Annotated in this window: 25 protein-coding genes; 3 read left to right on the top strand and 22 right to left on the bottom strand. The window is 71.7% G+C overall.

The genetic code is table 11. The features are described from left to right. Positions 1–9 precede the first annotated feature (9 nt). The 5 genes from M0M48_RS10995 to M0M48_RS10975 are packed head-to-tail and all read right to left on the bottom strand — an operon-like array spanning position 10 to position 5553. A complete protein-coding gene (locus M0M48_RS10995) occupies positions 10–1596 on the bottom strand; it encodes a phage minor head protein (RefSeq protein ID WP_257751180.1) in 1587 nt (528 codons plus the stop codon). Between the two features lie 15 nt (positions 1597–1611). Further along, positions 1612–1812 (bottom strand): hypothetical protein, encoded by a 201-nt coding sequence (locus tag M0M48_RS10990; protein ID WP_257751179.1) that lies wholly within the window; start codon positions 1810–1812, stop codon positions 1612–1614. A 2-nt stretch (positions 1813–1814) separates the two neighbouring features. Further along, complete coding sequence (locus tag M0M48_RS10985; RefSeq protein WP_257751178.1) at positions 1815–3371, bottom strand: hypothetical protein; 1557 nt, start codon at positions 3369–3371, stop codon at positions 1815–1817. A gap of 23 nt (positions 3372–3394) precedes the next feature. Next, positions 3395–4891 (bottom strand): phage terminase large subunit, encoded by a 1497-nt coding sequence (gene terL, locus M0M48_RS10980; RefSeq protein ID WP_257751177.1) that lies wholly within the window; start codon positions 4889–4891, stop codon positions 3395–3397. A 17-nt stretch (positions 4892–4908) separates the two neighbouring features. Continuing rightward, entirely contained in the window at positions 4909–5553 is a 645-nt protein-coding gene (locus M0M48_RS10975) for a hypothetical protein (protein WP_257751176.1), read from the bottom strand. A gap of 185 nt (positions 5554–5738) precedes the next feature. On the opposite strand from M0M48_RS10975, the gene M0M48_RS10970 reads away from it, so the two are divergent. Next, positions 5739–5918, top strand: coding sequence for a hypothetical protein (locus tag M0M48_RS10970; protein WP_257751175.1), 180 nt, complete (start codon positions 5739–5741; stop codon positions 5916–5918). A gap of 64 nt (positions 5919–5982) precedes the next feature. Here M0M48_RS10970 and M0M48_RS10965 read toward each other — a convergent pair whose 3' ends face one another. After that, positions 5983–6384 carry a hypothetical protein gene (locus M0M48_RS10965; RefSeq protein ID WP_257751174.1) on the bottom strand — a complete coding sequence of 134 codons (402 nt, stop codon included), beginning with the start codon at positions 6382–6384 and terminating at the stop codon, positions 5983–5985. Then, positions 6381–7709: a hypothetical protein gene (locus M0M48_RS10960; protein ID WP_257751173.1), complete on the bottom strand. Its 1329-nt coding sequence runs from the start codon at positions 7707–7709 to the stop codon at positions 6381–6383. Before M0M48_RS10960 ends, M0M48_RS10965 begins: the two co-directional genes overlap by 4 nt. A gap of 230 nt (positions 7710–7939) precedes the next feature. Here M0M48_RS10960 and M0M48_RS10955 point away from each other — a divergent pair, with 230 nt between their 5' ends. Further along, a complete protein-coding gene (locus M0M48_RS10955; protein WP_257751172.1) occupies positions 7940–8677 on the top strand; it encodes a hypothetical protein in 738 nt (245 codons plus the stop codon). A 2-nt stretch (positions 8678–8679) separates the two neighbouring features. On the opposite strand, the gene M0M48_RS10950 is transcribed toward M0M48_RS10955, so the two are convergent. Continuing rightward, positions 8680–9300, bottom strand: a complete 621-nt coding sequence (locus M0M48_RS10950) for a hypothetical protein (RefSeq protein ID WP_257751171.1) — start codon at positions 9298–9300, stop codon at positions 8680–8682. 54 nt (positions 9301–9354) lie between these two features. Here M0M48_RS10950 and M0M48_RS10945 point away from each other — a divergent pair, with 54 nt between their 5' ends. Next, positions 9355–9903, top strand: coding sequence for a hypothetical protein (locus M0M48_RS10945; RefSeq protein WP_257751170.1), 549 nt, complete (start codon positions 9355–9357; stop codon positions 9901–9903). 1 nt (position 9904) lies between these two features. On the opposite strand, the gene M0M48_RS10940 is transcribed toward M0M48_RS10945, so the two are convergent. The 14 genes from M0M48_RS10940 to M0M48_RS10875 all read right to left on the bottom strand — a co-directional run bounded on the left by M0M48_RS10940 (position 9905) and on the right by M0M48_RS10875 (position 22302). Beyond that, positions 9905–11014 carry a hypothetical protein gene (locus M0M48_RS10940; RefSeq protein ID WP_257751169.1) on the bottom strand — a complete coding sequence of 370 codons (1110 nt, stop codon included), beginning with the start codon at positions 11012–11014 and terminating at the stop codon, positions 9905–9907. A gap of 2 nt (positions 11015–11016) precedes the next feature. Further along, positions 11017–11235 carry a hypothetical protein gene (locus tag M0M48_RS10935; protein WP_257751168.1) on the bottom strand — a complete coding sequence of 73 codons (219 nt, stop codon included), beginning with the start codon at positions 11233–11235 and terminating at the stop codon, positions 11017–11019. Next, entirely contained in the window at positions 11228–12436 is a 1209-nt protein-coding gene (locus M0M48_RS10930; protein ID WP_257751167.1) for a hypothetical protein, read from the bottom strand. The genes M0M48_RS10935 and M0M48_RS10930 overlap by 8 nt, the downstream gene beginning before the upstream one ends. Further along, positions 12420–14024, bottom strand: a complete 1605-nt coding sequence (locus M0M48_RS10925) for a DnaB-like helicase N-terminal domain-containing protein (protein WP_257751166.1) — start codon at positions 14022–14024, stop codon at positions 12420–12422. The genes M0M48_RS10930 and M0M48_RS10925 overlap by 17 nt, the downstream gene beginning before the upstream one ends. A 158-nt stretch (positions 14025–14182) precedes the next feature. Beyond that, positions 14183–14764, bottom strand: a complete 582-nt coding sequence (locus M0M48_RS10920; protein ID WP_257751165.1) for a hypothetical protein — start codon at positions 14762–14764, stop codon at positions 14183–14185. Between the two features lie 47 nt (positions 14765–14811). Next, positions 14812–15249 (bottom strand): single-stranded DNA-binding protein, encoded by a 438-nt coding sequence (ssb, locus tag M0M48_RS10915; RefSeq protein ID WP_257751164.1) that lies wholly within the window; start codon positions 15247–15249, stop codon positions 14812–14814. Between the two features lie 17 nt (positions 15250–15266). Then, positions 15267–16595, bottom strand: coding sequence for a hypothetical protein (locus tag M0M48_RS10910; RefSeq protein WP_257751163.1), 1329 nt, complete (start codon positions 16593–16595; stop codon positions 15267–15269). Beyond that, positions 16595–18613, bottom strand: a complete 2019-nt coding sequence (locus M0M48_RS10905) for a DNA cytosine methyltransferase (RefSeq protein WP_257759325.1) — start codon at positions 18611–18613, stop codon at positions 16595–16597. The genes M0M48_RS10910 and M0M48_RS10905 overlap by 1 nt, the downstream gene beginning before the upstream one ends. Then, positions 18613–19131 (bottom strand): RusA family crossover junction endodeoxyribonuclease, encoded by a 519-nt coding sequence (locus tag M0M48_RS10900; RefSeq protein ID WP_257751161.1) that lies wholly within the window; start codon positions 19129–19131, stop codon positions 18613–18615. Before M0M48_RS10900 ends, M0M48_RS10905 begins: the two co-directional genes overlap by 1 nt. Before the next feature lie 91 nt (positions 19132–19222). Then, the gene (locus tag M0M48_RS10895; RefSeq protein ID WP_257751160.1) at positions 19223–19489 is read right to left on the bottom strand and encodes a hypothetical protein; all 267 of its coding nucleotides are present in this window, start codon (positions 19487–19489) and stop codon (positions 19223–19225) included. Further along, complete coding sequence (locus M0M48_RS10890) at positions 19486–20136, bottom strand: hypothetical protein (protein WP_257751159.1); 651 nt, start codon at positions 20134–20136, stop codon at positions 19486–19488. Before M0M48_RS10890 ends, M0M48_RS10895 begins: the two co-directional genes overlap by 4 nt. Next, the gene (locus tag M0M48_RS10885; RefSeq protein WP_257751158.1) at positions 20133–20399 is read right to left on the bottom strand and encodes a hypothetical protein; all 267 of its coding nucleotides are present in this window, start codon (positions 20397–20399) and stop codon (positions 20133–20135) included. Before M0M48_RS10885 ends, M0M48_RS10890 begins: the two co-directional genes overlap by 4 nt. Then, positions 20396–21157 (bottom strand): exonuclease domain-containing protein, encoded by a 762-nt coding sequence (locus M0M48_RS10880; RefSeq protein ID WP_257751157.1) that lies wholly within the window; start codon positions 21155–21157, stop codon positions 20396–20398. Before M0M48_RS10880 ends, M0M48_RS10885 begins: the two co-directional genes overlap by 4 nt. Continuing rightward, positions 21154–22302, bottom strand: a complete 1149-nt coding sequence (locus M0M48_RS10875) for a recombination directionality factor (protein WP_257751156.1) — start codon at positions 22300–22302, stop codon at positions 21154–21156. Before M0M48_RS10875 ends, M0M48_RS10880 begins: the two co-directional genes overlap by 4 nt. Position 22303 lies beyond the last annotated feature (1 nt).

Here is a 22303-nt window from a genome sequence, read left to right as displayed (position 1 = left end):
CACTCGCTTCTAGGGCTGGACGAGCGGCACGGCGTGCACCCGGCCACCGGCGAAGATCCACAGGCCAGCGACGAGGTACTTGCGTCGGTCGACGTTGAAGTCGACGAGCTCGTCGATCAGCCCGTCGGGTAGCGCCTGGTCGCCGAGGTCGACGATGAAGTTCTCCTTGGTGACGCCCTGCCGTGCGGCCCGGCTCATCGCGTCGACGAGGCGGCCGTGGATCGTGGCGGCGCGGGCCTTGGTGGACTTCAGCTCGACCGGCAGCCGGTCGCGGCTGGTCCAGAAGAAGTCGTTGGTGGGCAGCGCGGGGTCCTTAGGGATCCACTCGAGCGTCTCGCCAGCGTCGAGAAACCGCTCGACGAACTCGACCTCGTGGGGCTTGAGGATGTCGCCGCCGAAGTCGAGGGGGAGCGCTCCCTGCCGCTGCGCCCAGTACTCGCGGGCCTCCCACGGCTCGACGTCCACCGGCGGCGGACCGAACCGAGCGAGCGCAGCTTCGCGGTACGACGGCGGCGGCTCGTCGCTCACGTCGCCGCCCGGCGCGCCCGGCCGACCGTCCCCGCCACCGCCGGCGGCGCCGCCCTTGCTCGGCGGGCTGGCCGGCACCTGGGAGTCGCGCCACCCGTCGGCGTGCCGGGTCTTCGTCCACGACTCCATCGGGAAGTCCCCGGCAGCCCAGGCCCGGTAACCGTCCTTGCCGAGGATGGCCTTCTGATCGGCGACCGACAGCCCGGCGAAGTGCTCCTCGGCCGAGGGCAACCACGACAGGTCGACCGAGCCGTCGTCCTCCCGCACGACCGGCACCCGGCCGCACCGGCCCGACGGATGGTCGTTCGGGCCCGGGACCTCGAGGTCGAACACCTGGCCGTGCATCGCCAGACACGAGCGGCAGGTCCGTGACCCGAGGTGCGCCGCCCACACCCAGCCGGCGAGCAGGTCGGCGTGCGCCTGCTGGGTGACCCGCTCGCCCTCGCGGTAGGCGTCGAGGGTCTCGGTCCGTGCGATGTTCTGCGCCCGCGCGCGGCCGAAGTTCATGTGGTCTTCGGCTCGGGACACCATCCGTGCCGCGGTCTGGCGGGGGTTATCGCCGGCCGCGACCCCGCGGGTGAGTTCGCCGAGCACGATCGCGTACGTCTCGTCGGCGAGCGGGAGGGCGGTCGAGGTGACCTGCTGCGTCGTACGGCGGACGATGGCGTCGAGGGCCGCGGTCGGCACCTCGCGGTGCGGCAGCGGCCGTGAGAGGCGCTGGGCGGCGATCAGCTCGACGGTGCCGGTCTGCGCCTGGGCGAGGACATCGCCGAGGTCGTTGGTGATCGCGATGCCGAGGTCGGTGGCGAGGGCGTCGAGTCGGTCCGCGATCGCGGCGAGCACGCGGGCGAACCGCTCGTAGCGCACGACCGCGGTCGCGTTGACGCGGCCGACGTCGCTCAGGATGACGGTGAGGACGTCGAGGAGGTCGGCCGAGACCTCGGACCACGCGCCCGCCCAGGCCTGCGCGATCTGGGCGTCCTGCGCGTTGGCCAGCTCGGCGAGCGCCGCCGCGAGCGCGACCTCGACGGCGTAGGGGCTGGGCTGCTCGGGGGTGCCGGTCGTCATCGAGCAGCGCTCCGATCAGCCGTCGGCCGGCACGACGGTGCGGCGGCTCCCGCACTCGTCGCAGTAGCGCTGTTCCTGCAGGTGCATCCGAGCTCCGTGCCGTACGACGACCCACACGATCCACCCGGAAGGCAGCGCGCACCTCGTGCACCAGTGCCCGGGCTCGGCCTGCAGGATCTCGACGGCGACGCCGACGACACGGAGCTGATCGGCCACGGTCAGGCTGCCTCGCGCTGGCGGGCGATCGCTGCGGCCGCGGCCTCGATCCGCGGATCGACGAAGTTGCCCTGCTCGTCGGTGACGGCCTTGAGGACCTCGTCGACGTCCTTGACCCGCAGCGCGGTGAGGAGCAGCCGCAGCGTCTCCAACCCGGGGACCACGCCGGTGCTGTCGGCTGCGACGATCGCCTCGATCATCTTCAGCGGGTCGAGCTCGTTGAGGTCGGGCCACTCGACGACGACCGTCTTCTCTACGTCGCCGGCGAGCGTGACGACCTGCCGGGTGCCGACCTGCTGAACGACGCCGCGGAGCGGCCCCTGCGGTGCCTTCACCGCCTGGTCGACGGCGTACGCGGCGAGCTGCTGGAGCACTGCTCCCCACAGCTCGCGCCGCATCCCCATCTCGAGGATCGTGGGCTGCTCCAGCGTCTCCGCGACCGCCCGCGCGCCCGTCGTGCCGGGATCCGAGAGCAGCGTGGTGACCGGGAGCCCGAGCCCGGCCGCGGCCAGGGCGGCGAGCGGGCGCCCGGAGTCGCTGTCGATCGTCGCGCCGGTCTTCGGGATCGCCTCGAGGTTCGCGCCCGGTCCCATCGCGGCCACGCCGCCCGCGTCTGAGCCACCGATCGGCGGGACGTCCGCGGGCAGCGCGGACTGCATCCGGGCCACCGCGCTGCGGACCTTCGGCGCCCGGTCCCCGGTGAGCTTCCACGCGAACTTCGACAGCGCCTTGCACAGGCGCGCCCAGTCGGTGAGAAAACCCTCGTACGCGCGTGCCCACGGCAGGGAGGCGTAGACGTCGGGGACGCCCCACTTCCAGCCGTCGAGCCGGTTCACCGGGACGTGCAGGATCGGGACGTCCCACTGGACCGGGATGCCGTCGACCGACTTCGGCCGCGTGGCCGGCCAGAACCCGAGCGCCGGGTGGAACACGCGCCGCGTCTCCGGACGCAGCCGGGTGAGGCCGGAGTAGCCGCGCTCGACGACGGTGGCGTTGTACTCGCGGAGGTAGAACCAGGGGTCGTCGCGGTCGTCGGGGTTGTTGACGACGTCGAGGATCTCCTCGAACGGCGTCGACCGAACCTGCACGCGCCCGGTCAGCTGGTTGGTGAAGCAGGCGATGAAGACCTGGCCGTCGGTGCCTAGCGCACGCTCGAGCTCTTCCTGGGCCTGCGAGCTGGTGAGCGCCTTCTGGTTCGACTCGTCGTCCCACCACGCCTGCACGACGGCGTTGACGTCCTGACCGGCGTCCTCGCCGGCGGCGCGCGCCTGAACGGTGACGCCTTGGCCCCAGATGTAGCCAGCGCGGAGCTGGATGCCGCGCTTGATGAGCGGCGACGCGACGGCCATGACCCGGCAGTTGCGGGTCACGCGCTGCAGGCCCTGACGTGAGAACTCCTCGAGCAGCTTCGTGGAGGCGCGCTCCCAGCCGACGTCCTCGGCAGCGAGCTCGAGATCAGCGAGGCGTTCGCGGAGCAGCGAGTTGTCGCTGTTGAGCGCCGCCACCTCGGTCAGCAGGTCGGCGGCGTCGGGGACGGATCCCTGGGGCCAGTCGGGCACGGCGGGTCACCTGCCTTCCGGGCTCAGTACGGGGTGATGGTGAACGAGTCGAGCTCGTGGTCGAGGTCCTGGTCGGTCACGACCTGGCCGATCAGGAGGGGCTGGAGCAAGAGCCGGTTCAGGCCTTGCGACAGCGCGTCGACGTCGTCGTCGTGGGCGGCCGTCGGGAAGCCGGCGGCCTCCTCGATGACGTCGTCCGCCCACGGCGCGAGCTCGCTCGAGGGAAGCCAGACGTTCCCGGCCTCGACGAGCGGGGAGACGGCCGCGGCGCGGGCTTCCTTCCCGCCGTCGGGCTCGACGGGCACGATCCCGCCGATGCTGTTGGACAGCATCGCGATCACGGCCGGCCCGTTGGCCTTGTCCTCGACGAGCTTCAGCGTGGCCTGTGGCCAGCGGGCGGCGAGCCGGCGGAACGCGGCGAGGGTCTCGACGAAGTCCATCCGGCCGTGGACCCGGTCGAGGAGGTAGGCGTTCGCGCCGCGGCGGCCCCAGACCTGCCCGGAGACGTAGTCGGTGCCCTCGGTCTTCTTGAAGGTGAGGTCCCAGGAGATCAGCAGGTCGTCGAACCCGGTGACGATCCGGGAGCCGTCCTCGCGGACCAGCCAGAGCGGCTCGTCGTACCGCTGCCACCAGGTGCGCTTCAGGATCGTGCCCTCGGCCGGCGCCGGCCGGCCCTGGTAGAGCGCGTTCCAGGCGCGGGACCCGACCTCGCGGATCTTCTTCAGCCAGTCCTTCACCGTGCGGCCGCGCGCGGAGACCATGAACTCGCCCGGCTCGCGGCCGAGCACGTCGGTCTCGCCCTTGTCGGGGTCGTGGTCGGCCTGGGCGGGGATGTTGAGCACGTCCCACTCGTCGGCGAACTCCTTCTGGAGCCAGCCGGCCATGTCGTCCTCGCGCCACCGGGTCTGGATCAGCACGACGGGGGCTCCGGGGGCGAGGCGGGGGAGCGCGACCTCGGACCAGAAGTTCTTGATCGTGTCGGCCCAGGCCTTGGAGTCGGCCTGCTTCGCGTCCTTGTACGGGTCGTCGATGATCAGCACGTCGACGGGCCGCGAGGTCAGGCCGCCCTCGACGCCGACGCACACGACGCCGCCGGCGTAGCCGAGCAGCTCGAACTCGTCCTGGCGCTGGGAGGACTGGGAGAGCGTGAGGCCGAGCTCGGGGTGCTCGCGGAGGATGTCGCGGATCCGGCGGCCGAAGCGGCGGGCGACGTCCTTGCCGTAGGACACGATCGCGATCCGCAGGTTGGGGTTGCCGTGGAGCAGCCAGAGGGGGAACCACACCGACGTGCGCTGGCTCTTGCCCTCCTGCGGGGGCATGTTGATGATCTGCCGCTCGCAGTCGCCGTCGCGGACCGCGACGAGGCGGGCGTCGATGGCGTCGAGGGCGGGGGTCTGGATCGTGGTGCGGTCGAGGGCCTGGGCCATCTCGCCCGGCGTCTTCCAGGGGCGCTGCCGCAGCTCGGGGGCAAGCTGGGTGCGGATCATCTCGACCATGAGGTCGGGGGCACCGATCGACATCACGCCCCCCAAGGTCGTTAGCTCAGCTCACCGTCGGCTCGCCGTGTCCACCTCCGACCGGCAGCATCGGTGAAACTGATGTCGATGGTCAGAGTCGGGGGCACGAGGGTCGGGGTGTTCGCGTCGTGGTACATCTCGATCGCCTCGCCCCATGCCGACCTGGTGTCCTCGCTGAGCCGGTGGACGTACGGTGCTGACGCAGGCGGCACAAGCGGAACGAACTCGGCTGAGATCCCGACGTCTTCGAAGTGGATCCAGAGGGTCACAGTGGTGACAGGAAGGTCCGAGGCGTTGCGGATCAGGATCACATCTCTGTTGTGAGTCCGTGTGCGGTTGGGAGTTCCGGACGGTCCTGGAACCAGCACATCCACCTCGACGGTGCCGAGCCACGCAGCGACACGAGAAGCCTGACTCTTCCTCGCGTCCTCGAGGAGACGGTCCTCCCGGGCCGCCTCGATGCGGTAGGCGCTGCCAGCGAACCACGCAGCGACAAGCGCCGCGACCAGCGTCACGACGGAGGCAGCCGCCATGATCCACTGCGCGACGTCTTCACGTTCTGATCGAGCCCAGTCGCGGCCGATGACTGCGAAGATCATCGTGCCGGCTGTTGCGAGCAGGCAGATCACCACGATGGTGTCCCTGTGCTGCTGGTTCCGGTTCACGCCGGTGACCGTAGTCGACCCCCGGCTCGGCTAGTCGGTGTATTCCGGAACTGCGCATTTGAGATCTCGATGGACGGCTGAATCTGTCGCCGGGCTGACCAGGGCCGGGTGCGGCTCATCTCGACCAAGGCCCCGACACCCGCCGCCTCCCACCACCGCGGCGACGGTGGTGGAACGGTCCGCGCATGACCTGCATGCACTGCGGCGAGGCCGCCGACGTCGTCTACCAGCTGCACGAGCGCTGGCCGCTCGCCGGCCACGTGTGCGAGCCGTGCTTCAGGGAGATCCGCGAGATGGCGCCGCACCCTGTGTACGCCGTGCGGGGAAACCGTGAGGACGACAAAACCCGTGCTCAGTCTGACTGAAGAGACACGGGTTCAAGAGCGAAGATAACACCTCGCTGCGCGGACCAGCGACAGGTCGACGAGGTCAGGGCTCCAACGTCATGCCCCGGCCGGTGTCGCGAACCGTGCCGACCCGGTTGCCCTCGGCGTCGTAGACGACGCCGTCCGACGCCGCGATCCGCTGCAGCATGGCGTCGCGCTGCTCGGCCCGCTCCTGCTCGGCGCGCCGCCGCTCCTCCGCGGCCCGCTCCTGCTCAGCCCGGGCCGCGGCCGCCCGCTCGGCCTCCTCGCGCTCCTCGCGCTCACGGGCGACGGACCTGGCCGCCTCGTAGAGCTCGGCCATCTCGCGCTGCGCCTCGTCGTACGCCGCACGGGCGCGCTTCCAGCGCTCGATCTGCTCCACGGTGGCCTCGATCTCGGCTCCGAACGTCGAGCCGACGGAGTAGTCCGGGAACCGTTCGTCCTCGTGGATCTTGATCGTGGTCATGCGCCGATCCTCCCACCACGCTGACCGCTTCGCCGCTCGACCGCGCGCCGCAGCACGTCCGGCCACGACACCACCTGCACCCCGCCCCGCGCACCCTCGACCCACCGGCACGCGATCCCGATGTCGTCACCCCGCGCGATCCACACCCGGATCGTCGGCGCGCTGATCGGCCGGCCCGTGATCTCCGTGGCCGCATCGGCCGCCGCCTGCAGCGTGCACCAGCCCGTCTCGTCCGTCCCGCCGACCAGCGACGACCGGACCGCCGTCGCGTACTCGGCCACGGAGTACTCCTTCCGGCAGCCCGGGCACTCCCACGACCGGCCAGCGCCCGGGTCGTCGAGGCCGCCCTGGCTTTCCTTCCACGCCCGCGAGCACGCGCCGCACGGCGTGCGGGCCTCGGCCACCAGCTGTGCGGGCAGCGCGGCCGCGGCCTTCACCTCGTCGACGCGCGGGCCGCCGAGCTCGGGGTACGACGCGAGCACCCGCAGCCAGTCCTGCGCCGCGGCTCGCCGGATCAGCGCGACCTGCAGCTGGCGGCGCGCCGGCGTGCGGTGCCGGCATCGCTTCGGGTCGCGGAACCGGCGGACCAGCTCGTCGCCACACTCGAAGCACTCGACGCCGCGCTCGGGCTCGCGCTCGTCGTGGAGCGCGCGTTCGATCTGCGCGCGCAGGGACCGGATCTCGCGGGTGAAGGCGAGGAAGTCGGGGCCGTCGGTGCGCTGGGCGATGTCGGGGAGGTGGTCGCGGAGGTAGGCGATCGCGCTGCTGATGGTGGGCCGGCGGTAGCCGGCGATCTTCTGCCCCCACCGTGCGGTCTTCGGGGGCCGGCTGGTGCCGGCCTGGTCGAGGAAGGTCCGGTAGATGTCCTCCCAGTGGGCGAGCACGGCGAGCGGCGGCACGGCGTCGGCGCGGCGGTGGTCGTCGCGGTAGGTGCGGGACATGAGGACGGCGTCGAGGCGGACAGTGGGGCCGATGAGGACCTGGGCGTCGCCGCCCGGGATCGGGGCGGCGGCGACGAGCTTGCCGTCGTGGCCGGCCTCGAGCGCTTCGGCCGAGAGGGCGGCGTATCCGGCCTGGGTGTCGGCGAGGTCGTCGTCGACCTTGCCCTGGCACTCGGGGCAGGTTTGGGGCTGGGCGGTGGTGGCGTGCTCGCGGCCGCAGAGTGCGCAGTGTCGTTCCTCGCAGGGTGCGCAGCCGCGGTGGCCGGGGCAGGTGTGGTCGCCGGCGCAGTCGGGGAGGTGGGGCGTGACGCCGCGGGGGCCGTGGGCGACGCGGTAGCGCAGGGTGCGGTCGTAGTGGCAGTTGGACGTGCTGGGGGAGGTCACTGGCGCTCCTGGCAGGTGAGGTGACTTTGGTGAACAGGCGTGGCGGCAAGTGCGCCGGTGGCCGCGCCGAGGCGCGTGAGCTCGAGGTTGAACCGGTTTGCGGGCGAGGACGCGCGTCGACGGCTACCGTCAGACCGATTGCCGAGGGCCCACGAACAGGGGCCGGGACGGAGGAGACGGTATGACCAACCCGACGTGGCGAGGGATTGACCTGAGTGGCGGGACGACAGATGGCTGACTCGGCACTTACCCGGAACGCCGCACATCTGCTTGCTGATCTGCTGGAGAGCCTCGTTGTTCCTCCGAACACCCACCCTCAGTCCGTGCACGGATTCGAGAGCGAAACAGACATCGACGCGTGGAGAGAGCACGTCGAGCGGTTGAACCTCGCGCGTACGGTCGACGATCATGTGCGAACGCTTGCGCTGACGCAGAACGCCGGCGTCTTCGAGTCCTCGGTGCCGCACTGGTACGCCGGAATCGGCTTCGCAACCACCCCGTGGGACATGGCACAGAACCAGCGCCACCGGGCGGCATGCCCCCCGGAGCACCTGAACATGCTCCGCGCGCTCGCGATGGTCATCGACGCCACTCCTCATCTGGAGATCAGGGAGGAGGATCGACGGTCGCTTCTCGACGTCATTGCGGAGGCGCGAACGCTTCTTGACGAGGACACGTCGATGGCGCAGGACGTTCGTCTCTACCTGGCGATGCTCCTTCAACGGGCGGCGTTCTTGCTGGACAACCTCGAGAAGTACGGGGCTGAGCCGATTCGCGCGGTGGCGCTGGAGCTCGGTGGGGCGATGTACACCCAGGCTCAGCGTGAGCCCGAGGAGGGGAAGAAGAGCCGCTGGTCGGCCGCCGCATGGGGATTCGTGACTGGCTTCCTGAGCCGGTCGGGAGTCAACAGTGCGGATGCTCTCGCCGGCGCTGCTGAAGCCGGTCTCAAGGCAATCGGCGGCGGCTGACATCATCTAGGATCACCTTCCTCGCCGGCGGCGCCGAGCAACTCGAGGAAGGCCCGCACCACCGCGTCACGGTCCGCCGGCAGCAGCTGCACCCGACCGGACAGCACCTCGAGCGCACCGAGGAACGCCGCGGTCACCATCTGCGCCCGCGCCTGCTCGAGCTCGACGTGCCGCTCCGCGATCCCGAGCCGCGCCATCGTGTCGCCGGCCTTGAGGAGCTTGTCGAGCAGCCGGTCGAGGAGCGTGACCTCGGCACGGAGCTGCGTGAGGTCCTTCCCCCCGCCGACCTTGCCGTTCAGGTCGTTGACGCGGCCGCCGACGACGTCGGCCATGTGCTCGAGCGCGCCGGCGGTGCGGGCGAGGAGGTCGACGGGGTCCTTGATCGGGTCGTGGCCCGCGAGGCCGGGCCAGAGCTTGCGGATCTCCTCGTCGGCCCGGCGCTCGGTCTCGCGCCGGGCGGCTGCGGCGACGGCCTGGGGCGACTTGCCGCCGTGGGCGGCGCAGACCTCCTGGCCCTTGACCGGCTGGGCGCCACAGGGTCCCTTGTGGCGCTTGGAGTGCGCAGTGCACTTCGTGTGGACCTGGCCGCAGCGGTCGCACGGCGGACGGGACGAGGCGGTCATCGGCGGGGTCCGGTTCTGCTGAATGGGTCGGACCCCGTCGGTACGGTCAGCGCCATGACGGAAGACCCCTCGTTCTGGGACTGGCTCTGGTTCACCGCGCTCGACGGAATCGTCGGCGCGATCCTGGGCGGGTTCATCGGCGGCTTCGCGGCGTGGTACCTGCTCCGCATCACGATCCGAAACGAGCGGCACAGGGCCGCGCACGCGGAGCTGCGAGGCGCGGTCAGCGCCCTACGCGCACAGGCGTACCGGATGATCCGCGTCACTGGGCAGATCGTGGGCCAGGACCGCAGCCCTCTCGAATGGCCGGACCAACTGTGGGAGACGACTCGGCTGATCCATGAGGTCCAGGCCTTAGCAGGGGCTGCCGGCGAGGAGAAGCTTGACCACGACCTGGAGTCGTTCGGCGAGGTCTTCCCGGTTTCGGACACGGTCGACACGCGCAAGCTGGAGGCCGACGTTGCCCGGCTGACGGCCCTGATCGGCGTGCTCCACGGGTGGAGCCGTGACCGAGTCGGGTATCGGCTCTCCGACCCGACGGACTGGTCGGAGAAGATTGCGACGGCCACGGCGGGTTCCATCGTCGACGAGCCGACCGAGTAGCTCACCTTGGTTCTCCGTCCCGCACACACCGAGCGCGCTCACGGAGCCACCGAATGCGCGCCTCGACCGCCGTGACCTGGGCGCGCAGTGCGTCGGCCTCCTGCTTGGCGGCCTCGGCGAGATCCAGCGCCTTCTCCCACGCCTCGCCGACCACGAGGCCGTGCTGGACGGCGTCCGCGTATCGCTCGCGCGCCTCGTTCCGCTCCTGCTCGGCGGCCTCGGCGCGGGCTCGCTCGGCCGGCAGCAGCTCATCTCGAAGCCGGTCGCGCTGCTCGGTTCGCACGGCCGAGACGATCACCGCCTGAGCCCGCTCCTGCTCGGCCACCGCGAGCCGGTCGTCGATGTCGCGGACGACCTGGCCCGCGACCGTGCCGCTGACGAGCCGTCCGCCGACGTGCAGCCGAACCTCTCCGATCGGGTGGCGCCGGAGATCGCTCAGGAACAGGTGCTCGCTCAGCCCGGCCCGGTCGGACGGCTCGGGAGCGGGCACGTCAGCCTCCAGTTCCCTCGCGCGGGCCACGACGCGAGCTGCGACCTCGTCGCTGACGGATGCGCGCAGAGCCACGGCTTCCGGGGTGCCGAACGACGACCGCTCGATCAGCGCTGCCGTGCAGGTGCTCTCCTCGGCGATGGTCGTGATCCGGTCCCCGCGCGGCACCTCGAACGGCGTCCGGCCGCAGCACCCGAGGACGCCCGAGCCCTTGCCCGGCGCCAGGTGCACCACATCCGCCGTCGTGCTGTCGGTCGCCACGGGCAGGTCGGCCGGGTACTCGTCCAGCAGCGCGCGGACCTTGGCCACCGAGACCGAGACGCAATCCAGGTCGAGCTGCCGACCACGCTCGGCCGCCTCCGCGAGCTCGCCGTCGTCGTAGGAGTGCCCGCGGCCCTCCTCGCCACAGCCGTAGTCCTGCCGCTCGTCGTACCGCAGCCCACAGTCCAGGCACCGGACGTCGGCCCGCTCCGACCGCGCGCCGCGGTCGGCGTCCTCGGCCATCGCCTTGTCGAGCAGCGCGGCGAGCGCGGTGTACAGGCCGGGCGTTGGGTCGGCGGGCTGGGGCTGCGCGTTCGCGCAGGTCCCGTCGCAGTAGCTGCTGATCATCCCGTCGCACATGGTCAAGCTCCTTCCGTGGCGGCGGCGCCGTCGGTCGTCGTGGTGGTGGTCAGCTGGTCGGCGGCGCAGCGCAGGCACCACATGTGGTCGATGAGCCCAGCGACGACCAGCGAGCCGATGCCGGGGTCGACGTGACGCTGGTGGCCGCAGGCCAGATCGACGGACACGAGCTCGAGGCGGGCCGGCTGGGCCGGCGGGCGGGGGTGGGCGACGTCAGGCACCGTCGGCCTCCTCGCCGCGGCGCTCCCCGAGCCAGTCGACTATGGCGGGCAGCACGCGGCTGAGACCGAAGACGGCACGCTGGCGAAGCGGATGACCGGTGAACCAGGTCCAGTCGGTGTCGTCGATCTGGTCTCGCCGAGTGTTCCCGACCCGGACGAGGCGCTCGAGCTCGCTGCGGATCCTGGCGACGGCGTCCTTCGTCGCTGCATCCCAGATCCCGCGCTCCCGGCCGACCAGCGGCACGTGGCGGTAGCTGATGGCGCTGAAGCAGACCAGGGCGTCCCGCCGGGCGCCGTCGGGCCAGCCCGTCCGGGGCAAGTGGCCGGGCTCCTCGACGGTGGCGAAGGTGATCGGCTGGGCACAGGTCCGGCAGGTCCCGGTGTCGCCGAGCGTGGCCTCCTCGGCGAGGCGATCGGCGTGCTCGCGTTCGCGGCCGGTGACGCGGGCCTGGAGCTGGGCGATGGCCGCGCGCTGGTCGGCGACCTTCCGCGCCAGGTCGTTCCGGTTCTCCTCGACGTCGTGCAGCTGGAGCCGCAGCGCCTCGAGCTGGGCGAGCAGCGCGGTGGTCGACGCCGGCCGGGCAGCGAGGACCTGCCCGCCCGACTCCAGACCATCCAGACCACGCTTCCGGGCGTCACCCACCATCCCGCCACGGGCCACGCCCATGAGGTGACCAGGGACGTCGCCCGGCGCATCGGGTCGGAGGCCGTCGACGTCGTCGTGGTGCTCGGGGTCGGTCGCGTTGAGGGCGGTCTCGACGAGGTTGCGGTCTCGGAGTCGGGTGCGTCCTCGGCGGGTGGTGATCCAGCCGCGGCGGCTGGCGGATCGGAGGTGGTTCCGGATCGTCTGGTCGTTGAGGTCGGCGGTGTTGCGCATGAGCTGTGCGAGGTCGGTGGTGGGGTGCCACTGGTCGTCGTCGAGGAGGTCGAGGATCGCGATCCAGGCGGGGCGGCAGCGGGGGGTGAGGAGCCACTGGCTGCCGGTGCTGAAGCCGGGCGGTGGGTGGTGCTCGTCCTGCCGGGGGGACGCACTGGCGAGTGCGTCCCTGGAGGGCTCGCTGAGTGCGTCCCCCTCGTAAGAGTGGGGGACGTGGGACGCACTCGACTCGCGGGGTGCCCTGGCGCCGGTCGGGACGCAGTCGGGGACGCACTCAGGGACGCAGTCGTTGGGCTGGTTGTTGGGGTCAGGCGACGTGGTCATCTTCGGCCTCTCGGTACAGGGCGATGGAGTGGTGGAGGCGGGAGTTCCGGGCTCCGGGGAGGGTGGAGATGAAGCCCTCGGTGACGAGGAGCTTGAGGGCGTGGCGGAGGTAGGTGCCCTTGCCGGCGACGTCGTTCTCGATGTCGCGCTGGGTGCACTGGTCGTTGTCTTCGACGTAGCGGCTGATGGCCTCCATGAGCTTGGTGGGGCGGAAGGTGCCGTCGTCGTTCTTGGGGGCTTCCTCGCGGGCGATGGACCAGCTCGTGATGCCGTGGGTCTCGGAGCGGGTGGAGTCGAGGGTGAGGGTGCCGGCGTAGCCGCCGCCGGAGGCCTTGCGGAGTTCGCCGGCGGTGTCCTTCTCGATGCGGAGGGTGATGCGGCCGATCTGGCCGGGGGCGGGCTGGGTGCGGGCTTCGGCGCGGAGGTAGGTGCCGCGGATCATGCGCTTCTTCGCGATGGACCCGATGGCGTAGCCGCTGGTGCGGGCCTCGGTCGACTTGGGGAGGTGGTCGATGGTGATGACGCAGGAGCCCGCGTCGGCTGGTCGGGTGCAGAGGAGCCGCATGACGCCGGAGATCTCGTCGCCGTCGTTGGTGTTGGCGCCGAGCATCGGGATGGCCTCGCCGATGGAGTCGATGAGGACGACGTCGGGGGCGTGGCGGACGACGTCGTCGATGGCGGCGCGGAGCTCGGGGCCGTCTTCGGGCTGGTAGTAGCGGAAGCGGGTGGGGTCGGCGATGTGCTCGAGGCGGGCGCCGAGGAGGAGGAGTCGGGCGGCGGTGTGGTTGGGGCCGTTGTGGTCGACGTCGACCATGGCGGCGGTGTCGCCGGCGTTGAGGGCTTCGACGATGGCGGCTTGGGCGAGCCAGGTCTTGCCGCACTCGGGGTCGCCGAAGATGCCGTTGACCTTGCCGGCATAGAAGAGGGCGGCGCCGTCGACGCGGCGGCAGACGGTGGGCGGGGCGACGACGGGCGGGGAGCCGCCGTTGACCCAGGAGAGGTCGATGAGGCCGGTGCCGTTGTGGGTGGCGGGGCCCCAGCGGGTGACGATCTGCTCGAGCTCTTCGTAGGCGGTCTCGACCTGCATGGTGACGCTGGAGGGGTCGCCGGTGCGGGCGAGCTGGAGGAAGCGTTGGCCGATGGTCGCGACGCCGCGGAGGCGGGCGGTGTCGCGGACGATGGTGGCGTAGTGGCCGGCGTTCGCGGGGATGGCGCAGGCCTGCATGAGGTCGTGGAGGTAGGTGGCGCCGCCGATGCGTTGGATGTCGCCGGTGCGGATGAGGTGGTCGGCGACGAGGACGGCGTCGACGGTGCGGCCGGTGTCGGCGAGGTCGTGGACGGCGTGCCAGACGGTGGCGTGTTCGGGCCAGTAGAAGTCGGCGGCGGTGAGCTCGTCGCGGAGTTCGGGGATGCGGTTGGGTTCGAGGAGGAGGGCTCCGAGCACGGCGCGTTCGGCGTCGCGGGACGCGACGGGTCGTCGGTCGTCGAACGGCTTGTCGTAGTCAGGGTCGAAGGGCGGCTCGTCGTCCCTGGTGGGGTGGTCGACGGCGTGGAGGTGGTGACGGGGTGGGGTTCCGTCGGCGCTCACGGTGTCGGGGGCTCCTTCGCCTGGTGGTGGTCGGGGTGGTGGTCGGGGAAGGGGGTGGTGCCTGGCCCGGGGCAGGTACGCCTCGCCGGGGGATCGGACGGCGTCGTGGGCGTCCTTCGAGCGGATGACGGCGCTCGTTGACCCCGGGCCAGGTGGTCTCAGGGGGCGTCGGGGTGGTTGTCCTGCTCGTCGGGGTCGTCGCCCTCGCCGTCCTCGCCCTCGGGGTCCTCCGGCTCGGCATTGTCGCCGGCGTTGCCCGTCGTGAAGGGGTCCTCGAGCGCGCTTCGGTCGGCGTGCACCGCGGCGCCCTCGATCTGGCCGCAGCGGTCGCAGACCGGGCCGTGCTCGGAGTCGTCGATCGAGAGGGTCGAGGAGAGGTACGGGTGGGGCTCGTGGCGGGCGCCGGCCTCGACGACGGCGGCGAGGTCGGGCTCGACCGACTGACCGTTGTCGTAGTTGAGGGTCGGGGCCTCGCCGTCGGCGAGGCGACGCTCGTAGTTGAAGGAGCGGGCGAGGTTGCGCAGGTGGTCCTCGGTCATCGAGTCGGGCGCCGGCTCGATGGTGAGGATGGACAGGGAGACGGCCTCGTCGCCGCCGCGCTTCTCAGAGCGGGACTCGGAGATGAGCTCGACGACGGCGAGGATCTTGTGGCCGAGGGTGTCGTGGCAGCGCTTGGCCAGTTCCTCGGTGATGCCGGTGTTGCTGGTGCCCTTGGCGGCGATCTTGGCGGTGGTGGTCATGCGGGTGGTGCTCCTTCGGTGGGTGGTGAGGGCGGGTGCTTGGTGGGTCAGAACGGGGGCTCGTCGGTGGCTGGCGCCGTGTCCCAGCCCGACGCGGCCGCGGGCTCGCGCTGCTGGGGCGGTGTGGACGGTCGGCCCGGCTGGTTGGTGCGGGCCGGGGTGGGGACCTTGGCGACGGTGGGGAACTTCAGCTCGAGCGACTTGCCCTTGGCACCGTCGCGGGTGTCGTACTCACGTTCGTAGAGGCGGCCGGTGGCAAGGACGCGGTCGCCGCGGGTGAGGCCGAGTTCCATGGTGGCTTCGGCGTCGCGCTCCCAGATGGAGACGTTGACGAAGATCTGCTCGAGGTTCTCGAAGGTGCCGTCGTCGAGGCGGCGGGAGTCGTTGGCGGCGACGCGCATCGAGCAGACGGGCTTCCCGCTGGGGGTGAAGCGGAGCTCGGGGTCGGCGGTGAGGCGACCGTCGATGGTGATGGTGGGCAGCAAGGGGTGTTCCTCTCGGGTCAGGCGGGCTGTGCGGTGTTGTCGAGCTGGGGAGCGTGGGCGGCGGCGAACTTCTCGACGAGGGCGCGCGCGGGGAGTCCGCGGTGCATTGCGGGGAGGTGGCCGGCGGCGATGGCCCAGAGCTTGATCTCGGCGGCGGTGGTGTCGAGTTCGGCGATGCGCTGCTTGAGGGTCTTCGCGTTGTCGGCGCCCTGGCGGGCCTTCGCAGGTCGGCGGTCGATGCCGGCTTCGGTCATCACGGACTGGACGACCTTGTGCCCGATCCCCAGGCGCTGGCCCACCTCGATCTGGGTGAGGTTCTCGTCGACGTAGAGCTGGCGGACCTGCTCGACCAGGTCGGCCGAGCGGGGGATGGGGGCGCCGCGTCGCGGGATGCCGTGCTCCTCGAGGAGCCGGCTTATGGTCGGAGCGCTGCAGGCGTGGGTCGCGGCGATCTCGCCGGTGGTCTGGCCGGCCCGGTACGCGGCGATGATCTGGTCGGCGGGGAGCACTATCCGGTCGGGGCCGGAGCGACGCTGCAGGGTCGCCGGCGTCGGCCGGGGCGCCGCGGCGTCGACAGGAGGCGTCACCGGCGCGGCCGGGGTGAGCTCGGCGAGGAGGTGGAGCGCCTCCAGTGCCGCGACGACCGCCGTACGCGCGGCTGCGACGGCGGGGTGCGGGTGGCTGGCCGTCGAGCGCAGGAGCTGCCCGGCGTGATCGACCTGGGCGTCGAGGATCTGACTGGCGGTCGGGCGGGCGGTCGGGGTGGCGGGCGGCGGTTGACGATTCTCGACCGGCTTGGAGGGGCCGCCGGCGACGACAGGGCGCGTCTCCTGCGCCGCCGGCGGGTTCTTCCCCTGGGTGGTGGAGGAACCAGCGCCGGGAGCCCTGCCCGGTGTGCGGCCGCGGTCCGGCACGTCGCTGGTCGATGTCGCTCGCGGTGCGCTACTCCGCGTCGTGGGCTTGCCCTGCTTCCCCTCCGTGGGCAGCTTGCGGGGGCCCGACGGCGCGGTGGCCGACGTCGGGCTGGGAGTCGGCCGCGCCGGCTTCCGCTGCGGCTTGGTCGTCGTGGCGGCGGCCGCGGTGGCAGGGGTAGGCGCGGTCTTCGCTGCGGCGCGCTGCTCTTTCTCGGCCGCGGCGCGGCGAGCGGCGGCCTCGGCGCGCGTGATGGCGGCGCGGGCGCACTGGGGGCAGCGCTGGTCGGTGTCGAGCTCGCGGCCGGTGCGCTTGCAGTCGACGCACCAGGGCTTGTGGGCGGCGCGGATGGTGCTGGTGTCGCGGGGGAGGTCGACCGGCGGCAGCTCGCTGTAGACGTTGCCGGTGGTGGCGTTGCCGAGGATCCGCACCATCAGGCCACCGCCTGACCGTGGAGGCTCGCGCGGAGCCGCGTGCCGATCCACTCCCCGACCTGCGGGGAGACGGCGTTGCCGAAGCCGTCGACCTGGTTGCGGGCCGATCCCCAGACCTTGAAGGTGCCGCGGTGCTCGCCGAAGTCGACGTCGAACCCGCAGGCGCGGCCGATCTCGTGCTCGCGCATCATGCGGAAGTAGCAGTCCTCGAGCTGGAGGTCGGCGAGCGCTTCGTGCCAGCGGGCGTTGAGCAGCGCCGTGGTGTCGCGGGAGGTGAGGGTGCCGAGGGGGTCGGTAGTGGGGTGCGCCGCGGTCTCGGTTCCGTCCGAGCCGTTCTGCTTGTACCAGCCGGAGAACAGGAGGCCCTGCTGGTTGGCGGATCCGACGACGGTGCCGAGGGCCTCGTCGAGCGGGTGCGCGCGGTACTTCGCCTCGTCGATCGACCCGTTGTTCTGGATCCTGCCGGCAGCGGTCATCAGGCCGGGGATCTGCTCGGCGGTGACGGTCGGCATCGCCTCGGCGTGCGTGGTGGGGACGGTGTTCTGCCGGAAGGGCAGGACTCCGGAGGAGAGGACTCCGAGGCCGCCCGAGCCGGCGCCGCCCACCACGGTCTCCATCGGCTCGCCGGTGCCGCGCGAGGTGGCGTTGGTGCGGTTCGGAAGCACTCGTGCCGAGATGAGCGCCAGGGTCTCCGACCCGCCCTGGGTCGGCAGCGGATCGGCGGCGCCCCGAGGCGCACCCTGGAAGTTGTCGACCGCCAGGGCGAGCGACGGCGTCAGCAAGGCCTGCGTGTTCGTGCCCGTCTGGGTGGGGATCGGCTCGGACAGATCGCGCGTGCGGCAGGTCGAGCCGGGGTGCTCGAAGGTGTTGCCGGCGGCGGCCATGAGCGCACCGGTCGAGAGGACCGCGGTCTCCTGCTGGGACGTCTGGGTGGCCGTGGGCTGCCACGGGTGGCGCTCGGAGCCGCGCTGCGCCTTGGCTGGCATCAGGACGGCCGGGAACTCACTGAACCGCTGGCGGCAGCGCTCGGCACGGGCGAGCGTTGCGCGCGCGAGGGGTGCCTCGTAGACCTCCCCGGTCTTCCTGTCCTTGATCGTCTTCAGCTTCATCTCGCCGATGCGGGTGCCGAGGTCGCTCAGGTCGAGCGACCGCAGCGCGTACCCGCTCGGCGGGACGATCTGGTGGCGGCAGCGCGGGCAGCGGTAGTCGTACTGCTTGCCGTACTCGACGCGCCCGGATGCAGGTACGCCGGTACGCCAGGTCCAGCGGGCTTCAACGACGGTCTCGCAGCTCCAGCACCACGTCTCCGGCCGGTGCTCGAGGTCGGGCGTCGGGATCCGCTTGTCCCAGGCCACGAAGTAGAGCCGGTCGCGACTCTGGTCGACCCCGAAGAACCGGCTGTTGAGGTAGAGCTCCCGGCAGGAGTAGCCGAGCTTCTCGATCTCGCGCTTCCACCAGCGGTATGTCGTGCCGTCCCCGATCTTCGGCTTGTTCGGCAGCGCGTTGCCCCAGGCAGTGAGCTCGGTGGTGCACTCGACGAGGATCATCAGCGGGTGGTGTTCGGCGGCGTAGTGGAGCACGCAGTTCGCCGTCGCGCGGTCGCGCTCAGAGCGGGTGACGGCGGCCTCGTACTCCTCGTCGACGACGTCGAAGAGCGTTCCGCCCGTGGCGTACGCCCGCTTGCTGTTCGACTGGCTGTGGTTCTTGCAGGAGACGCCGGCGACGAGGAGGTCGGCTGCTGGGAGCTGGCGGACGTCGTGGTAGTCGGACGACTCTCGGTTGACGAGGTCGGCGATCCAGTGCTCCACCTCGGGGTGGTTGGCCTCGTGGACCTGGACCTTGTACTCGTTGTGGTTGGCGGCGGTGATCGCGGTGAAGCCAGCAGCGATGACGCCCAGGGTGAGGCCGCCGAAGCCTGAGAACATGTCGACGCAGGTGTACTCGTCGTGGCGGAACCTCCGGCGGCGAACGGGTGGTCGGTGCGTCGCGACACGGTGGGGGGCGGGGCGGCGGGACATCAGAACAGCGCTCCCTCGGCCTGGGCCGGCTCGCCAGCCGCCGGAGCGACCGACGCGGCCGGCTTGGGCCGCGGGTCGGCGAGCGGCGCGACGACGATCCGTACGCCGGCCGCAGCGTCGGCCCAGCGGTCTTCGGCGACGAGGCGCGCGACCCGGGCGTCGTCGCGGATCGCGGCAGCGTCAGTGAGGGCGTCGAGGATCGCGCGGGTGAGCTTGTCGATGTCCGGAGCGGTCGACTTCCAGTACGGCGCCGAGGGCTTGAGCACGCCGGCGTTGCGGCCGGTGCCGTAGTGAGCGGCGGGCCGGGTGTGGAAGAACGCGAGGGAGATCTCGATCGGCCCGTCGAGGGTCTGCCAGCCGGTCGCGACCATGGTCTCCGCGACGGTGCCCGAGACCTCGGCGCGCCAGGGCCGGAGCTTCCTGTCGTTGGAGTCGCGGACGCCGTGGCCGAAGCGGTTGGCGACCTTGGAGCCCTGCTGGACAGGGGTGCCGATCACGCTGACGACGAGGCTGGTCATCGGGGTGGGTCCTTCCGGTCGAGCCAGACGATGAGGGGGAGGGCGGTGCCGAGGACGGCGGCAGCGCGGCCGGCGACGATGACGAACTCGTTCACGGAGCCACCGACCGGGCGTCGCCGACGGGCGCGTGCACCCCGAGCTCGTGCCACACCGGGTGGCAGCCGTCGTCGGCGAACTCGGGCTCGCCGGCGAGGATCCGCAGGACCTCCGTCCGCATCGCCTCGGCGCCGTCGCGGAAGACCGGGCGGTCGATCGCGGTGACCTGGAGGTCCTCGACCTGGGCGACGACGCGGTCGACGGCGGGCACGGCGATAGTGCGGGCGGCGGTACGGCGGGCGCTGAACCAGAGGCGCTTCATCGAGCCACCCCCAGGGCGCGTGCGGCCTGCTCGACCAGGTTCCAGCGCTGGTGGTCGCCACCGTGGCGGTCGGGGTGGACGGACGCTCGCGCGGATCGCCACGCCTTCTGTACGGCCTCGGACTGTGGGTCGCCCTCGAGGCGGAAGCCGGTCAGGTCGTAGACGACCCGGAGAGCCTCGGCGCGCCCCATCGTCGCGGCCGCCGGCATCGCCGTGCCGCCCCCGATCGCCTTGAAGCCCTGGTACTGCTGACCGGTGTCGGTCGCGCCGTACCGGTCGACGGCGCGCAGCGACTGCAGCGTGAGCGCGACGGCGCGCACGTTGTGCTGCCAGTCGACGCCCTGCCAGGTGTACGGCGCGACGAAGGTGTCGCAGCGGTAGAGCATCGGGCCGTGCTTCGACTCGAACGCGACCACGACGCCCGGGCTCGACGCCTCCCGGGCGTTTGTGCGCAGCGTGCCGTCGAGCCGGAGATCCTGCTCGCGGACGTCGACCTCGATGACCAGCTGGCGGCCGTCGAGGTGGGCGACCTCGTCGAGCAGCAGTTGCTCGGTCTCCTTCCACTTCGCAGTGAACCGCGTGCCGGTGCGCTGAGAGTTCGGGCGCAGCCACGTCCGGTCGGAGAGCGGGCGGACGGTGTACTTCATCGGGTGCTCCTCTCGTGGGGCAAGGGGGACGGCTCGAGCGGCATGTGGCCGTTGTGCGCGAGGTGCCACTGCCGGCGCACTGAGCGGACGAGCTCCATGTGCGCCTTGCCGCGATTGCCCGCGATCAGCAGCTCGACGGCGACACGGACGCCGACCTCGCGCTGCGCGTCGATCGCGGCCTGGGTGATCTCGTCGTCGGACTCGGTGGTGTCGATCGGTACGACGACCAACGGCCGATCGAGACGTCGAGCCAGGGCGCTCATGCCGGCACCGTTTGGCCGGAGTAGTGACGCTGCAGACCGAGATAGGTCGGCCAGCCGGGGTCAACGCCGTCGTGCTCGATGCCCTTCTTGTCGAAGTACTCCCGCAGCCCGTCCGCCTGCTGCCGGCGCCACTTCACCTGCTCGGCGTGCAGCGCCGGGAGCGTCATGCCGGGGAACTTCCTGATGTGCTTGGCCATCAGCCTGGGAAAGATCCGCGCTGCGGCGATCGCGTCGGCCGTCGCGTCGTGCTCACCGGCGTGCACGACGCCGTAGTGCTCGCACACCTGAGCGAGCTTCCGCCCGCCCTTGCGGTAGGGGTCGGCGAACTTGTCGAGCACGAAGATGTCGACGATCGGCGTGACCTTGCCCATCCCCAGGCGGTCGAGCAGGGTCGGCTGGCCGCGGCGCATGTTCTCGGCCTCGAGGAGCGTCATGTCGTACGCCGCGTTGAACGCGACCACCGGCATGCCCTGACCGAGCCAGCGGGCGATGCGGCCGGAGATCTCGAACAGCATCTGCTCGGGCGTGTGGGTGGCGTTGGCGGCGGCGTGCTCTCGGGTGATGCCGTGGATCTCGCTGGCCTCGACGGGGATGTCGATGCCGGGGTCGACGAGGTAGGTCGCGGTGACGGGGCGCTGGCCGGGGTGCAGCTCGACGAGGGCGGCCTGGACGATGCGCTCGTTGAGGGGGTCGACGCCGGTGGACTCGGTGTCGAAGGCGAGGACGGGGAAGCCCGCCCACTTCGCGGCGGCGCTCACGCCGCGTGGCCCGTCTGGAGCTGGGTCAGGTAGTGCTGCAGCTCGGCCGCCGAGGCGGAGTCACACGTCAGCCCGCCCATGACCTGCGCGAAGTGGTCCTGCACGTCGGGCAGCGTCATGCCCTGCTGCCCAGCCTCGGTGACGATGCGCTGCCAGATCACGTCGGCGTCCGGGCCCGGGTCGGCGACCGGCGCGTCGTCGCCGACGACCTCGGCCTCGACGGCGCCGTCCTCGTCGACGGCCTGCTCAACGGGCGCGACGGCGGCCGCGGGGTCGGGGAGCTCGGCCGCGCGCTTCACCAGGTGCTCGTTGAGGCCCTGGGTCATGTGTCCGGCGGCGTTCGCCTGCCGCCAGAGCTCGCGGATCTGCTCGGCGTTGGTCGCCTCGGCGGCGAGCGCGACGTAGTCCGGGCCCGCCGCTGCGAGCGCCGGCGCGCTGGTGACCGGACCACCCGCGAGCGCCGGGGCGGCGACGCGCCCGTGCCCGGCCATGAGCTGCGCCGGCGTCACGTCGATCTCGATGATGGGGACCATGTAGTGCCGGGTCTCGGGCTGGCCCGTGCGTTCGTTGCGGCCCACGGACGTGCGCTGCTCGAGGGCGAGCCAGCCGTTGACGTAGCCGCCGGCCTGGGCGAGGAACTCGGCCACGTCGGGGAGTTCCAGGGCGGCGTTCCAGCCGTGGGTCTCCACGCGCCACACGCCGATGCCCTCGACGTCGCGCAGGACGACGTTGAGGCGGGTGGTGGGCTTCTTCAGGGCCTCGATGTGCTGGGGGTCGTCGGGGTCGCAGGGCTCGTCGGTGAGGACGTTGTGCTGGCCGTCGCAGCGGTGCTGGCAGCCGGCGCGGGACCAGGTCTCGTACCACTGGGTGACGGGCTGCGGCGGGACCATGATGGGGAGGCGGGCCGAGGCAGTGACGACTTCCCACTGCGGGGAGCCGCCGGGCGGGGTCCACTCGGCGACGTCGCCGCCGTAGAGCTCGGCGACCTTCTCGAGGAGCGGCTTGGACGCGGAGGTGAGGCGGAAGCGGTCGAGCTTGACGGGCTTGACGCCCTCGGAGCCGTCGCGGCGGGTGAAGGCCTGCTTCTGGCCGAGGCGGATGCGGCCAAGCTCGCGGGCGCGCTTCTGGATGTCGAGGATGGGCATG

It is taken from the genome of Pimelobacter simplex, assembly GCF_024662235.1.
Taxonomy (GTDB): Bacteria; Actinomycetota; Actinomycetes; order Propionibacteriales; family Nocardioidaceae; genus Nocardioides.
Note: the sequence above shows the minus strand (reverse complement) of the source record. Positions and strands in the feature narration are given on the sequence as shown.